This is a genomic window from Nocardia sp. CA-120079 (genome assembly GCF_050955745.1).
In the GTDB taxonomy this organism is placed as follows: Bacteria; Actinomycetota; Actinomycetes; order Mycobacteriales; family Mycobacteriaceae; genus Nocardia.
On sequence record NZ_CP192088.1, the window covers coordinates 8,081,237 to 8,095,559 of the forward strand.

General features: G+C 65.5%; 17 protein-coding genes. 15 read left to right on the plus strand and 2 right to left on the minus strand.

The window, feature by feature from the left end; all coding sequences use genetic code 11:
* Window position 1 precedes the first annotated feature (1 nt).
* Genes ACQPYR_RS36855 through ACQPYR_RS36885 form a run of 7 tightly spaced genes read left to right on the plus strand, consistent with a single transcriptional unit; the run spans window position 2 to window position 5,418 of the window.
* Window positions 2–628, plus strand: a complete 627-nt coding sequence (locus ACQPYR_RS36855; protein WP_433623824.1) for a UdgX family uracil-DNA binding protein — start codon at window positions 2–4, stop codon at window positions 626–628.
* On the plus strand, window positions 625–2,379 hold the full coding sequence (locus ACQPYR_RS36860) for a glycoside hydrolase family 15 protein (protein ID WP_433623826.1): 1,755 nt from the start codon (window positions 625–627) through the stop codon (window positions 2,377–2,379). The genes ACQPYR_RS36855 and ACQPYR_RS36860 overlap by 4 nt, the downstream gene beginning before the upstream one ends.
* A 9-nt stretch (window positions 2,380–2,388) precedes the next feature.
* The gene (locus ACQPYR_RS36865) at window positions 2,389–3,360 is read left to right on the plus strand and encodes an SDR family oxidoreductase (protein ID WP_433623828.1); all 972 of its coding nucleotides are present in this window, start codon (window positions 2,389–2,391) and stop codon (window positions 3,358–3,360) included.
* A gap of 36 nt (window positions 3,361–3,396) precedes the next feature.
* A complete protein-coding gene (locus tag ACQPYR_RS36870) occupies window positions 3,397–3,960 on the plus strand; it encodes a nucleotidyltransferase family protein (protein WP_433623830.1) in 564 nt (187 codons plus the stop codon).
* Window positions 3,961–4,212 carry a BON domain-containing protein gene (locus ACQPYR_RS36875; protein ID WP_433623833.1) on the plus strand — a complete coding sequence of 84 codons (252 nt, stop codon included), beginning with the start codon at window positions 3,961–3,963 and terminating at the stop codon, window positions 4,210–4,212.
* Window positions 4,213–4,230: 18 nt separating this feature from the next.
* Window positions 4,231–4,953 carry a metallophosphoesterase family protein gene (locus tag ACQPYR_RS36880; RefSeq protein WP_433623836.1) on the plus strand — a complete coding sequence of 241 codons (723 nt, stop codon included), beginning with the start codon at window positions 4,231–4,233 and terminating at the stop codon, window positions 4,951–4,953.
* 12 nt (window positions 4,954–4,965) lie between these two features.
* Window positions 4,966–5,418 carry a hypothetical protein gene (locus tag ACQPYR_RS36885; RefSeq protein WP_433623838.1) on the plus strand — a complete coding sequence of 151 codons (453 nt, stop codon included), beginning with the start codon at window positions 4,966–4,968 and terminating at the stop codon, window positions 5,416–5,418.
* A 4-nt stretch (window positions 5,419–5,422) separates the two neighbouring features.
* On the opposite strand, the gene ACQPYR_RS36890 is transcribed toward ACQPYR_RS36885, so the two are convergent.
* Window positions 5,423–6,064, minus strand: a complete 642-nt coding sequence (locus tag ACQPYR_RS36890; RefSeq protein ID WP_433623840.1) for a TetR/AcrR family transcriptional regulator C-terminal domain-containing protein — start codon at window positions 6,062–6,064, stop codon at window positions 5,423–5,425.
* Between the two features lie 92 nt (window positions 6,065–6,156).
* On the opposite strand from ACQPYR_RS36890, the gene ACQPYR_RS36895 reads away from it, so the two are divergent.
* The 7 genes from ACQPYR_RS36895 to ACQPYR_RS36925 all read left to right on the plus strand — a co-directional run bounded on the left by ACQPYR_RS36895 (window position 6,157) and on the right by ACQPYR_RS36925 (window position 11,470).
* Complete coding sequence (locus ACQPYR_RS36895; RefSeq protein ID WP_433623842.1) at window positions 6,157–7,647, plus strand: FAD-dependent monooxygenase; 1,491 nt, start codon at window positions 6,157–6,159, stop codon at window positions 7,645–7,647.
* A 408-nt stretch (window positions 7,648–8,055) separates the two neighbouring features.
* Entirely contained in the window at window positions 8,056–8,460 is a 405-nt protein-coding gene (locus ACQPYR_RS36900; protein ID WP_433599346.1) for an ATP synthase subunit I, read from the plus strand.
* Window positions 8,457–9,245 carry a F0F1 ATP synthase subunit A gene (gene atpB, locus ACQPYR_RS36905; protein WP_433623844.1) on the plus strand — a complete coding sequence of 263 codons (789 nt, stop codon included), beginning with the start codon at window positions 8,457–8,459 and terminating at the stop codon, window positions 9,243–9,245. Before ACQPYR_RS36900 ends, atpB begins: the two co-directional genes overlap by 4 nt.
* Before the next feature lie 82 nt (window positions 9,246–9,327).
* The gene (locus ACQPYR_RS36910; RefSeq protein WP_040687366.1) at window positions 9,328–9,585 is read left to right on the plus strand and encodes a F0F1 ATP synthase subunit C; all 258 of its coding nucleotides are present in this window, start codon (window positions 9,328–9,330) and stop codon (window positions 9,583–9,585) included.
* Window positions 9,586–9,591: 6 nt separating this feature from the next.
* On the plus strand, window positions 9,592–10,095 hold the full coding sequence (locus ACQPYR_RS36915) for a F0F1 ATP synthase subunit B (protein ID WP_063043055.1): 504 nt from the start codon (window positions 9,592–9,594) through the stop codon (window positions 10,093–10,095).
* Window positions 10,096–10,098: 3 nt separating this feature from the next.
* Entirely contained in the window at window positions 10,099–10,707 is a 609-nt protein-coding gene (locus ACQPYR_RS36920; RefSeq protein ID WP_433623846.1) for a hypothetical protein, read from the plus strand.
* A 43-nt stretch (window positions 10,708–10,750) separates the two neighbouring features.
* Window positions 10,751–11,470: a Mut7-C RNAse domain-containing protein gene (locus ACQPYR_RS36925; RefSeq protein ID WP_433623848.1), complete on the plus strand. Its 720-nt coding sequence runs from the start codon at window positions 10,751–10,753 to the stop codon at window positions 11,468–11,470.
* Between the two features lie 404 nt (window positions 11,471–11,874).
* Here ACQPYR_RS36925 and hutC read toward each other — a convergent pair whose 3' ends face one another.
* Window positions 11,875–12,630 carry a histidine utilization repressor gene (gene hutC, locus ACQPYR_RS36930; RefSeq protein ID WP_433623850.1) on the minus strand — a complete coding sequence of 252 codons (756 nt, stop codon included), beginning with the start codon at window positions 12,628–12,630 and terminating at the stop codon, window positions 11,875–11,877.
* A gap of 128 nt (window positions 12,631–12,758) precedes the next feature.
* Here hutC and ACQPYR_RS36935 point away from each other — a divergent pair, with 128 nt between their 5' ends.
* Complete coding sequence (locus ACQPYR_RS36935) at window positions 12,759–14,201, plus strand: purine-cytosine permease family protein (RefSeq protein ID WP_433623852.1); 1,443 nt, start codon at window positions 12,759–12,761, stop codon at window positions 14,199–14,201.
* Window positions 14,202–14,323 lie beyond the last annotated feature (122 nt).

Here is a 14,323-nt window from a genome sequence, read left to right on the forward strand (position 1 = left end):
TATGGCCGTGCCGGGCGCCGCGGAATTCGTGCCGCCGCACGCGAGCCTCGCCGAGTTGCGGCGGGCCTCGTGCGGCTGCCACGGCTGCGATCTCTACCGGCACGCCACCCAGACGGTTTTCGGCGAGGGCCCGGAAAACGCCGACGTCGTAATGATCGGTGAGCAGCCCGGCGACCAGGAGGACGTGCGGGGACACCCGTTCGTCGGCCCCGCCGGGCGGCTGCTCGACCGTGCCATCGCCGAGGTCGGGATCGACCGCGACCGGATCTATGTGACCAATGCGGTGAAGCACTTCAAATTCGAGGAGCGCGGTAAGCGCCGCATCCACAAACAACCCGGACGCACCGAAATCGTCGCCTGTTCGGCCTGGCTCGACGCCGAGTTGCGGGTCATCGAGCCGCAACTCGTGGTCTGCCTCGGCGCGATCGCGGCAAAGGCCGTGCTCGGTCCCTCGTTCAAGGTCTCCGAACGGCGCGGCGAGCTCGTGACGATGCCGGATTACGCGGTGATCGCGACCGTGCACCCGTCGTCGGTGCTGCGCGCGCCCGATCGCGACGAGGCCTACGCCGGATTCGTCGCAGACTTGAAACGGTTGCGAACGGTGTGCGGTGGTATACGACCGACGTGACGGCCGAAAATATCACCCGGCCCCATGTACTGCGCGAATACGCATTCCTCGCGGACGGCGAGCGCGGTGTGCTGGTCGGTCCACGCGGTGACTTCGCCTGGATGTGCGCACCACGCTGGCACAGCGACGCGGTTTTCGCAGGCCTGGTCGGCGGGGACGGCGCGTATTCGGTGACGCCGTCCGGGCGCTACGTATGGGGCGGTTACTACCGGACGGGCACATTGATCTGGAATTCACACTGGCTGGTCGGCTCGTCGGTGGTCGAATGCCGGGAGGCGCTGGCCTTTCCCGGTGATCCGCATCGGGTTGTGGTGCTGCGCCGGATCGTCGCGGTGCACGGTGATGCCGAGGTCGATGTGGTGCTGCGCCCGGCCGGGCAGTTCGGCAAGGCGAAGACACGCGACCTGCACCGCACCGAAGACGGGGTGTGGCTCGCGCGAGTCGGAGACCTCGCACTGCGTTGGACGGGCGGCGCGGCCGCCTCGGTCCGCGATGATCGCGGCTGGTCCGATCGGATAACGCTGCGGCAAGGCCAGACTCATGATCTTGTCCTCGAATTGTCCGATACCGCACTGCCCGACGAACCACCCGATCCGCACACCGCATGGGCGCAGACCGAATCCGCTTGGCAGCGTGGGGTTCCGAAGCTGGGCCCGTGCGCCGCATCCCGCGATACCGCACAGGCCTACGCGGTCATGCGCGGTATGACCAGTTCCACCAACGGTATGGTCGCCGCGGCCACCACAGGCCTGCCCGAACGCGCGGACCGCGCCGAGAACTACGACTACCGCTACGTGTGGCTCCGCGACCAATGCTTCGCCGGTCAAGCTGTGGCAGCAGACGGCCCACACCCGTTGCTGGACAATGCGTTACGTTTCGTGGCCGAGCGGCTGCTCGCCGAAGGACCCGACGTATTGCCTGCGTGTACGATCACCGGCCAACCCATCCCGGAGCCGAGCAATCTGGACCTACCCGACTATCCGGGCGGTCGTACGGTAGTCGGCAACAGAGTGCGCGACCAGTCCCAGCTCGACGTATTCGGCGAGACACTGCTGTTGTTCGCCGCGGGTGCGCGGCACGACCGGCTCACCGAGGACAGCCGCAAGGCGGTTTCGGTGGCGGTCGGCGCGATCGCCGAACGCTGGCGTCGACCGGATGCGGGCATCTGGGAGATCGAGGACCGGCACTGGACACACTCCAGGCTGGCCTGCGTCAGTGGTCTACGCGCGGTTGCCGCTGTGGCCGAGACCGGTGCCGACCCGGTGTTCTGCACGGCGCTCGCCGACACCATCATGGCCGAAACCGCCCGCACCAGTGTGCATCCCAGTGGTGCGTGGCAGCAGGCGCCGGATGCCACGGGTGTCGACGCGGCCCTGCTGCTGCCCGCCATCCGTGGCGGGGTACCCGCCGACGATCCGCGCAGCCTCGCCACCTATCGGGCGGTCGAGCGCGAATTGTGCACGGATTACTACGTTTATCGCTACCGCCACGACGAACAGCCGCTGGAGACGAACGAGGGCGCATTCCTGTTCTGCGGATTCACTATGGCGATCGCGGCCGCCCAACTCGGACACCAGGTTTCGGCGGCACGCTATTTCGAGCGCAATCGCGCCGCATGCGGCACGCCCGGATTGTTCGCCGAGGAATTCGATGTCCGGCAGCGTCAGCTACGCGGCAATATGCCGCAGGCCTTCGTGCACGCGATGCTGTTCGAATCCTCGGTCCAGCTCACCCGATTCGGCGACGAGTAAGGAGTTGTGATGGGTTTCGAACCCCGAGTAGTGGTGATCACCGGGGCCAGTGCGGGCATCGGTCGCGCGGCCGCACGCGAATTCGCTTCGAGCGGTTGTAAAGTCGCACTGCTCGCCCGCGGCGATGCCGGACTCGCGGCCGCCGCAGATGATGTCCGCGCGGCGGGTGGTGAGCCGCTGACGATTCCGGTCGATGTCGCGGATTACCCGGCGGTCGAGGCCGCGGCGACGCAGGCAGAACAGGTGTTCGGACCCATCGATGTCTGGGTGAACTCGGCCTTCACCTCGGTCTTCGCACCGTTCGACCAGATTGCGGCCGCGGAGTTCCGACGCGTCACCGAAGTCACCTATCTCGGCACCGTGCACGGCACCATGGCCGCGCTGTCCCGGATGCGGGCGCGTGACCGCGGCGCTGTCGTGCAGGTCGGCTCCGCGCTCGGCGCCCGCTCGATTCCGCTGCAGTCGGCCTATTGCGCCGCCAAGCACGCAATCAACGGATTCACCGAGTCGGTGCGGGTCGAACTGATGCACGAAGGCAGCAATGTGCACATCACGCTGGTGCAAGCACCGGCGGTCAATACGCCCCAATTCTCCTGGGTACTGTCGCGATTGCCGAAGCGGCCACAGCCGGTACCGCCGATCTACCAACCCGAGGTCATCGCGCGCTCGATCGCGTTCGCCGCGAAACATCCTGAGCGCAAAGAATATTGGGTCGGCGCGAGCACGACGGGGACACTGCTCGCCCAACGGCTCGCACCCAGCCTGCTCGATCGATATCTCGCCCGCACCGGCTACGACTCGCAGCAGACCGATGCCGACGCCGACACACGGGCCGACAATCTCTGGGAGCCGGTCGACCGGGCCGGTGGCTACGACTTCGGCGCGCACGGCGAGTTCGATGACCGTGCGCACCGGCGCAGTACACAGGCGTGGTTGAGCCGCGGGCTCGAGACATTGGCCAGCGGGTTGCGTCGGCATTAGGCGATTAGCCGACCGAACCGCGGGTATGGCGCACATATGGTCCCGACGATCGACCAACTGCTGCACGCGCTCACCCGGGCGGTGAACACGCTGGCGGATGCCGGTATCCGCTTCGCGGTCGCGGGTGGTTGCGCGGTGTACGCGCGCGGCGGGCCCGCCTCCGAGCACGACGTCGACATCTTCATCAAACCCGCCGACCTGTCGCAGGCCCGCGGTGCGCTGGCCCGCGGCGGATTGCGGGTCGCCGATCCGCCCGAGGACTGGCTGACCAAGGTCTATGACGGCGGCGTCCTCATCGACCTGATCTACCGGCCGAACAACCGTGCCGTCACCGACGAATTGCTCGATCGCGCCGACATGATGCGTGTCGGCCCGACGATGGCGCCGGTGATCAGCGCGACCGACCTGATGATCGACAAATTACTGGTCTTCGATGCGCACCGACTCGACCTGAGCCCATTGCTGACGATCGCACGCGATCTGCGCGAACAAGTGGATTGGGATCGGGTGCGCAAGGAAACCGACATTTCGCCCTACGCCCGGGCCTTCCTCGGATTGCTCGACGATCTCGGAGTAATCGAACCGAAGCGGGTGGTGTGAATGGACCGACCGCAATATCTGGTCGCGCACCTACGCCGGGCGCTGGCCGAGGATCCGCGCACCGCCGAGCTCGGGGTGCAGGTGACGATCCGCGGCGATGTCGTCGTCCTCGGCGGCGAGGTCAGCAGTATCGAACGCAAGCTGCAGATGGAAAAGGTGGTGCGCGAACAGCTTCCGGGCGCCCACATCCACAACGACGTGCACGTCACGCCGCCCTGCGCACCGGGAGCCGCCGAGGCGCTGGCGGACTGAGACCGGAAGGAGTGTGGCATGCGGATCGCGGCAATCGGCGATATCCATCTCGGCGCCGAATCGGGCGGCGAACTCCGCCCGGCACTCGCGGAACTGCACGATCGCGCCGATGTGCTGCTGCTGGCCGGTGACCTCACCCGGCACGGCACGGTCGAGGAAGGCCGCGTCGTCGCCGCGGAATTCGCCGATCTCGGCGTTCCGGTCGTCGCGGTGCTCGGCAATCACGACCACCACAGCGACGCGCAGCACGAGATCACGGCTGAGCTCACCGATCACGGCATTACCGTATTGGAGGGCACCGCAATGGAATTCGCGGTCGACGGACATACCCTCGGCATCGCGGGGACGAAGGGCTTCGGCGGTGGTTTCGCGGGCAAATGCGCGAGCGTCTTCGGTGAACGCGTGATGCGCGAATTCGCCTCGCACACCGTCGACCTCGCGGAGATGCTGCGCGACGCGCTGGCGGGCCTGCACACCGACATCACGATCGCGCTGACCCACTACTCCCCGATCAGCGACACCCTGCACGGCGAGCCACGCGAGATCTACCCGTTCCTCGGTTCCTATCTACTCGGCGAAACCATCGATGACCAGCGCGCCGACCTCGCGATCCACGGGCACGCGCACGCGGGCACCGAACGCGGCACCACCCCGGGCGGCATCCGGGTACGCAATGTGGCTCAACCGGTGGTGCGCACCGCCTACGTCGTCTACGAGCTCTCACCGGAAACAAAAGAATAATAAGGAGTACCGATGCCCTCGATCGGATCCATCGCCACGCTGGCCGCGGCGACCGTGGCGGTTGCCCTGCTCGCCGGCTGCGGCGGCAACGGCCCCCTCGACCCGGTGCCCGCCACCCCGACCTCCCATCCCGACATCACCATCACCTTCTCGTCCCCGGGCAGCTCCGCACAGGTGCCCAATCCGGACGAGATCACCCCGACGGCGGCAAAACAGCTGTGCGACATGCTCAAACCCGAGGTCGACCGTTGGCGCACCGAGGGCGCGCAGCTCGGCAAGCTCGGCTTCAACGGCACAGTGCACGATTGGGCGGCTCGCAACGGCGGCCTCAACGACACCGTCCTGAAGGACCGGGCCATCGTCGATCGCATCACCACCACCCAATGTCCGGACATCCGGCAACAGGTGCTCGACGCGCTGAATATCAGCACGCTCGCCGACGGTCTGGTGGGGTTGGGCCGCTGAGCGGTCACGAGGATCGCGTGGCGAGAATTCCAGCCAGGATGATCCGCAGGCCGCGTTCGAATTCGACATCGGCATCGGCGTCGAACAGCTCGGCCACCATCCTGGCGGTCCGCGGATAGCGCTCGGCATCGACGGTGTGCGCCATCCGCGCGGGATCGTAGGGATTGCCGTCGGCGTACTCCGCGCCGGATTGCGCCTGTTCCTCGATGACGAACCCGACCGTGTAATGCAGCAGGATCGGAAACACCCGCTCGGCATGGTCGACCGAGAAACCCGCGTCCTCGAGCGTGCGCAAGGTCAGTTCGGTGGTGCGCCACATAGCTTCATCGCTGACATAGGTTCCGGCCAGCACCTTCGCCCCATCCCGATAGCGCAGCATCGACCGGCGCAACCGCCCGGCCACGGCCACCACCCAGTTCTGCCAGTCCTCGCCCTGCCGCGGCGCCTCGATCCCGTCGACAGCGGAGACGAATACCCGCCGTGCCATCGCATCGAGTAGTTCGCGCTTGTTCTTGACATGCCAGTAGAGAGCGGGCGCCTGCACGTCCAGGGCCCCGGCCACCTTCCGCATGGTCAGTCCGTCGAGACCGACCTCGTCGAGCAAACCCAGCGCTGCCTCGGCGATCACCGTCGCATCGATCTTCACTGTCACCTCCTGTGTCCGACCCCTTGACACCTTAACAATGTTCTGGTCTCCTTAACAACGTTAAATAGCTTAACAACGTTAAGGAGACCGACATGGAAACGACCGATGTGGTGATCGCCGGCGCCGGACCGACCGGCCTGATGCTGGCCTACGAACTGCGCTTGGCCGGCGTGGACGTCGCGCTCGTCGATGGACTTGCGGCGCGCACCGGCGAATCGCGGGCGGGTGGGATCCACGCCCGCACCATGGAAATGCTCGATCAGCGCGGCCTGCTCGACGACCTATTCCCGCTCGGCCGCGTCATGCAGGCCGGGCACTTCGGCGGCCTGCGCTTGGACTTCAGCGACTTCAATACCCGCTACCCCTACACCCTCGCCGTCCTGCAGTCGGTGATCGAGTGCGAACTCGACCGGCACGCAACCGAACTCGGCGCGGTCGTGCAGTGGGGCTCGCCCGTTGTCGGCTTCCGGCAGGACGCGGCGGGTGTCGAGGTGGAGATCGGTGGCCCGAATCCACGCCGGATTCGCGCGGCCTACCTGGTCGGCTGCGATGGCGGCCGCAGCGCGGTACGCAAACTGGCGGGCATCGACTACGTCGGCACCGACGCGACCGCGACGGGCATGCTCGCCGATGTCGAATTGGCCGATCCGCCCACAGGGACCGTCTTCGCGCACCGCGCCGGTGCGGGCGACTTCTCCGTGGTCCAATTCGAACCCGGCTGGTACCGACTGCTCGTGCAGCGCCACGACCTCGTCCTGGAACGCGGCGCCGAACTGAGCTTCGAGGACTTCCGCACCAACTTCACCGAACTCGCGGACACCGACTTCGGCATGCACAGCCCGCGCTGGATCTCGCACTACAGCGATGCCGCCCGCCAGGCCGACCGCTATCGCGTTGGCCGCGTCTTCCTGGCCGGGGATGCCGCGCACATCCACTACCCGGCCGGCGGTCAGGGCCAGAACCTGGGGTTGCAGGACGCGATGAATCTCGGCTGGAAGCTCGCCGCCACCTTGCGCGGCAACGCATCCGACGAACTGCTCGACACCTATGAGTCCGAACGCCACCCCATCGCCGCCCGCGTCCTGCACAACACCCGCGCCCAGACCGCGCTCGGACGCCCCGGCCCGCACACCGACGCACTGCGCGACATCATGTGCGACCTGGTCGATATGGACCAGGTGCGCCACCGTCTCGGCCTGATGATCACCGCACTCGATATCCGCTACGACATCAAGGGCGAGCACCCACTCATCGGCAGGCGCGTCCCCGACGCCGATATCAGCACCGCCGACAGCGACACCCGAGTCCACGCACTGCTGCGCGCGGGCCGCCCGGTCCTGCTGGTACTCAACGGAAACGACGTCCCCGCAGTCCCGCAATGGCACGACCGGGTCGAGATCATCAGCGCCGCCAGCCGCACCGAACACTGGCCGATCCCCGGTTTCGGTGAGATCCCGGCCCCCGCCACCGTCCTGCTGCGCCCGGACGGTTACGTCGCGTGGGCAACCGACGAACCCACCACCGCGGGCTTGGCCGAAGCACTCACCACCTGGGTCGGCGCCACCGACCTCGACTTCACCTGAACCACGCGACCCCGTACAGTGCGGACCGAACGGCAGCGCACCAGCTATCGAGAGTTCCACCCGGACGCGGTATCCGGATACCGCGCCCATCGCGCGATCGGCTGCCGCGAGCCGACTCCAGCTCGACATACTGGCGAGTGCTTTAGAATCTCTTTACAAATACATGACCGAAATTGGGCGCCGAACTCGAATAAGCCGAGCAATAGCGGCAAGTGATGCGGTGACCGTTTTGTCCGATTTACCCGGCGTGCACCAAGATCTTCGGTTGATCAAGTTGTCTTCGGCATGACACTGTCCCCCGATGGACATCGTACGAAAACCCGCCCGAGAAAGATCAAAAACATTGCCTCGCAAAAGGGTTCCTAATGTGTATGCTATCGATCAATCAAGACCCCACTACGAGGTGGGATGATGACCGAGGACGGTGTCGAGGTGGATGTCAATGCACTCCGAATGCGCCGTGCGACCGTCTTCGCAATAGGTGTCGGCGTACTGACCCTTGCTGCGGCCGGTCCGCTCAACGGGCTGCTGGTCGGCCTGTTCATCTGCATCGGACTCGGACTCGGTTGGGTGAATGCGCAACTGACCCGATTGACGGTCAACCGCGTCGCCGACGCCGAGAAACCGAGGAAACAGGGGTTGTACCTCTCCTCGGCGACTCGGCTGATCGTAATAACCGGCGGTTCGCTCGCAGTGGGTTTCCTGGCAAGGCCGCACGGCATCGGAATCTTCTTCGGCCTGGCCGCCTTTCAAGTGATTCTGGTGCTGGTCACCGTCTTGCCTGAAGTGAAGGAGCTTCGCCAGCAATCATGACGAACCAACTCGCCTTCATCGCCCGGTCGGCGCTTCCGGTGCTCGCACAGGAAGCGCCCGCCGAAGAGCCGAAAATCAAGGTCGGCGAACATGCGGTCGCGCACCTGTGGGGTATGGACTTCAATGTCGACACGATCATTTCGACCGCCCTCGCGGCGGCGATCGTGCTCGGTCTGGCGTTCTACCTGCGGGCGAAGCTGACTTCGGGCGTACCCAACGGCGTGCAACTGTTCTTCGAGACCGTCACGGTCCAGATGCGCAACCAGGTGGAAAGCGCCATCGGCATGAAGGTCGCGCCGTTCGCGCTGCCACTGGCCGTCACGCTGTTCATCTACATCCTGTTGTCGAACTGGTTGTCCGTGCTGCCGGTGCAGTACGGACACGGCGAATTGATCGCACCGCCTGCGTCGGACGTCAATTTCGTCTACGCGCTGGCCCTGTTCGTCTTCATCATGTACCAGGGTGCGGGTATTTATCGGCGCGGTCCCGGTGGCCATGCCAAGCAGTTGCTGAAGGGGCACACCGGATGGGGCCCGATGGTTTTCATCAATGTCATCGAGGAAGTCGCCAAACCGCTCTCGCTGTCGCTGCGATTGTTCGGCAACATGTTCGCGGGCGGCGTGATGGTCTCGGTGATCGCACTGTTCCCGTTCTGGATCAGCTGGGGGCCGAATGCCATCTGGAAACTCTTCGACCTCTTCGTCGGAGCCATCCAGGCATTCATCTTCTCGCTGTTGACCGTCCTCTACTTCAGCCAGTCGATGTCGCTGGAGCACGAGCATTAGACCCTGCGACGCTTTCAGGTCGCTCGAAACAACTACGGATCGGCGCCGCCGATCGAGCTCAGTAAAGAACAGGAAGTGAAAAATGGCAGACGCAACAACGGCAGCCATCGTCCAGGGCGCGCTCATCGGCGGCGGCATAATTATGGGCGGTGGCGCCATCGGCGCGGGTATCGGTGACGGACTCGCCGGCGCCGCGTTGATCAACGGCGTTGCCCGTCAGCCCGAAGCCGAGGGTCGCCTCCGCGGTAACTTCTTCCTGACCGTCGGTCTGGTCGAGGCGGCGTACTTCATCAATCTAGCGTTCATGGCGCTTTTCGTATTCGCTACTCCAGGTAAGTAATTCAGTATGACTCCGCGAACGGATGTTGTTGCCGAGGGGAACTTCCTGATCCCCAACGGCACATTCTTCGCCGAGCTGTTGATCTTCCTGATCGTGCTCGGGGTCATGTGGTTCTTCGTCGTTCCGCCGATACGCAAGGTATTGGCGGAACGCGAGGCGAGAGTCGCCGAAACCGCGGTCGACAACAAGGAAGCCAAGTCCTTGTTCGCCGACGCCGAAGCGAAATACCAGGCCGCCGTCGCGCAGGCGCGCAGTGAAGCGGTCGAGATCAGGAACCAGGCGAGGCACGAGGGCCGAATTATCCTCGAGCAGTTGCGAAGTGAGGCGCAGGACGAGGCCGACAGGATCGTCGCGGAATCCGCGACGGAACTGCGGGCCCAGGCGGACCAAGTGGCCGCGGAGCTGCGTGAGGCTGTCGAACCGCTCGCCGAGACATTGGCCGATCGAGTGCTCGGCATCAAGGATCGGCACGCCGGCACCAGCGCCGGCCACAAATCAGAACGAGCGTAGCCAATGAACCTCAATAGCGGCATCCTTGCCGAAGGGGCTATCCGCGCAGCCGGGTCCGAGGACTCGGGCATTTTCCACATCACCTTCGACTGGCCGATCTTCTTCAGCCAGCTCTTCGGTTTCGCGGTCATCATCTTCGTCATCGTCAAATGGGTGGCGCCGCCGGTCAAGCGGCTGATGGCCAAGGCGCAGAACAATATTCAGAAACAGCTCGAGGAGAACCAGCAGGCGGCCGACCGCCTCGTCGAGGCCAAACGCGCCTACGACAATGCGGTCACCGACGCGCAGGCCGAACTCGAGCACATCCGCGAGGACGCGCGCGCCGACGCCGAACGCATCATCGCCAAGATGCGCGAATTCGCCGACGCCGAGGTCGCCCGGGTCCGCAGCCAAGGCCGCGACCAGATCGCCCAGATGCGCACTCAGCTCATCCGTGATCTGAAGGACGAGCTCATCACCACGGTCATGGACAGCACCGAGGAAAAGGTCCGCTACGAGATCGGCTCCACACACGTGGCGGCCGACAGTATCGACAAATTCCTCGAGGACCTCGAGGCGATGGCCAACGCCGAGCCACCGATCCGCCGCCGCGCCGAGCCCTGGACTTTGTAAAACCGGGTGGTCGCCGGACCGCATGCCCTGGCATGCTGGCCGCGTGAGCATCGCGCAGATCACGATTGATTTCGCGCCCGAATTGCGGCTGTTCGTCGCGGCCGCACAGCGGGACGGTCGCTCGTCCGTGCGGATCGACACCGCGTCGACGCTCGGACATATCGTGGAATCGCTCGGCGTGCCGCTCACCGAGGTGGGCGAGCTGCTGGTCGATGGCCGGTCCGTGGATCCGTCGTATCTGCCCACCGACGGCGAGTCGGTGTCGGTGCGCGCTGTGGTGCGCCCGCAGCGATTCGACGAACCGCTGCGTTTCCTGCTGGATATCCACCTCGGCACCCTGGCGCGGCGGCTGCGCCTGCTCGGCGTCGACACCGCCTACGAAAATCCGGATATCGGCGACGCTGCACTCGCCACACGTTCGGCGACCGAACATCGCATCCTGCTCTCCCGCGATCGCGGACTGCTGCATCGACGCGAAATCTTCGCTGGCGCATACATTTACAGTCACCGTCCCGTCGAGCAACTCGACGACGTGCTATCGCGTTTCGCACCGCCCCTTGCGCCATGGACCCGCTGCACCGCCTGCAACGGCCCGCTGCGGGTAACCGAAAAGCAGACCCTGCGCGGCCGGCTCCCGAACGAGACCGAACGCACCTACGACGCGTTCGCACAGTGCGTCGACTGCGGCCGAACCTATTGGAAGGGCGCCCATCACGCGCGCCTCGACGCCATCGTCACCCACGCCCTCCACTTCGGCACCTGACCGCGCCGCCGCGCACCTTCCCGCGCCGCCGCACACTCTTCCCACGACGCCGCACACCCCCTCCGCGCCGCACACCCTCGCGCCGCACACCCCTCCGCGCCACACCCCCTCCGCGCCGCACACCCTCGCGCCGCACACCCCTCCGCGCCACACACCCCTTGTCGCCGCACACCCCTTGTCGCCGCACACCCCTCGCGCCGCACACCCCCTCCGCGCCGCACACCCCTTGTCGCCGCACACCCCCTCCGCGCCGCACACCCTCCGCACCGCACACCCTCGCGCCGCACACCCTCCGCACCGCACACCCTCGCGCCGCAAACCCTTCCACGGCGGTGCGCACGAAGTCTGGGGCGAATTGGGCGTGGCGCGGATCGATGCGTGGGAGACGTTCCCGACCAGCCGGATCAGGCGCCGAACGCACCTTCGAGGCGGCTGCGGGAGCCGGGATGGACCAGGCGGGCCACGCTGACCAAAGCAGTCGCGGACCAAGTGCGGCGACGGATCTGCAGGCACGGTTCGGTGCGGCGGATGCGCAGTAGCCTGCAGTCCTCCTGGCTGCCCTGGACCGCCTCGACGACGTGTTCGCCGCGCACCAGCGGGGCCACCTCGCTGAGGTACCGGTTCGGGGTGATCTCGGCGAAGTTCTGGTCGAGGTAGCCGGGTGCGGCCGTGGGGTTGACGTAGCGGTCCTCCATCTGGATCGGCACCTCGTCGTCGAAATGCACCAGCAGCGAATGGAATACCGAATCGCTCGGCCAATCGTCGAGCAGTGGATCGGCGGTGTCGAGGGGTTCGCTGCGCAGGAAGATGACCTCGGTGCGGTGCAGGTGACCGCGCTGCTGGATCTCGTCGGCGATATTGCGGACCTCGAACAGCGGCGAGGCCACTTTCGCGGGTGCGACGAAGGTACCGACCCCCATCATCCGAACGACCACCCCGGCCGCGGCCAACTCACGCAGCGCCCGATTGACGGTCATACGGGAGATCCCGAGCGCGTCGACCAGTTGATGCTCCGAGGGCAGCTGATCCCCCGCGACCCAGCGTCCGGCACCGATCTGCGTGCGGATCAGCGTCTTGATCCGCTCGTACGCCGGTGCCGTATCGGGTCCGGACGCCGCGAACAAGACCGCCAGGTCTGCATCACCCACCGGGCGGGCCATCGCCACCACCTCTCACCTCGCCTGGCCGCAACCATAGCCGTTCCGGTTGACAGTCACTTGTATATACAGGACTATGCATCTGGGCAGGCTGTCCCAGCTGCCTTCTTCTCCTGATGGAAGGCGGATCCATGCCGCACCACGACGAAATCGACGCCGGACTGCAGATCGAGCGCCGCACCATCGAAGTGATTCCCGATGCCGAACGCCACGGCACGCCGCGCAATCAATTCACCCTCTGGTTCGGGGCGAATATGCAGATCACCGCGATCGTCGACGGTGCGTTAGCAGTGGTATTCGGCGCCGACGCGCTGTGGGCGATCATCGGCTTGCTGCTCGGCAATATTCTCGGCGGCATCGTGATGGCGCTGCATTCGGCGCAGGGTCCACGGCTCGGGTTGCCGCAAATGATCTCCAGCAGAGCGCAATTCGGCGTCCTCGGTGCGGTGATGCCGCTGTTGCTGGTGATCGTGATGTATCTCGGTTTCGCCGCGACCGGTACGGTATTGGCCGGTCAGGCGGTGAACAAGATTCTGCACGTGGACAATTCGACCGTCGGCATACTCGTCTTCGGTGCGCTCACGGCCGTGGTCGCGGTGACCGGCTATCGGCTGATCCACGTGATCGGGCGAATCGCCACGGTGGTCGGCATCATCGGCTTCACCTACCTGACCATCCGACTGTTCGCCGAATACGACGTCAGCGCCTACGTCGGTACCGAATCCTTCGACATCGCGACCTTCGTCCTCGCGGTCTCCCTCGGCGCGGGATGGCAGCTGACATTCGGACCGTACGTCGCGGACTATTCGCGCTATCTGCCCCGCGCGACCAGTGCGCGCACCACGTTCTGGTCCACCTTCGCGGGCAGCGTGCTCGGCTCGCAGTGGGCGATGACGCTCGGCGCGCTGGTTGCCGCCGTCGCCGGAAAAGCGTTCCTGGGCAATCAAGTCGGCTTCATCGGTGACCTCGCCGGACCGTCGGCGATCGCACTGCTGATCTACCTGGTGATCGTGGTCGGCAAGTTGACGGTGAACTGTCTCAATGCCTATGGCGGGTTCATGTCCATCCTGACCTCGGTGACCGCATTCAACGGTCGGTCGCATACCACGCAGGCCGCGCGGGCGGCCTATATCATCGGCTTCACCGTGGTGTCGATGCTGATCGCCATCGGGGCCAGCGCCGACTTCCTCAACAACTTCAAGAATTTCGTGCTCGTCCTGCTCATGGTCTTCACCCCCTGGAGTGCGATCAACCTGATCGACTACTACCTGATCTCGCGTGAGCGCATCGATATCCCGGCGCTCTACGATCCGGACGGCCGCTACGGACGCTGGAACCTCGCCGCGCTGGCTTGCTACACCCTCGGCATTCTCGCCCAGATCCCGTTCCTCGCGCAGAAGCTCTACACCGGCCCGATCACCGATCTGCTCGGCGGCGCGGATATCTCCTGGATCGTCGGCATCGTCTTCACAGCGGCCATCTATTACCCGCTGGCACGTCGCACGAGCAACCCGCCGGACCGGATGATCTACCCCGCGGACACGGTTGCGACGACCCACGCTTCAGCCGAGTAGTACGCGCACCTCTGCCGCGAATCCACTGACGCGCTGGTCGATTTCGGCGATCTCCACCGGCTTGCTCAATCATAACTAGTTACCGGCTGGTCGGGTGTAGACCTTGGTAGAGCGATCCGCAC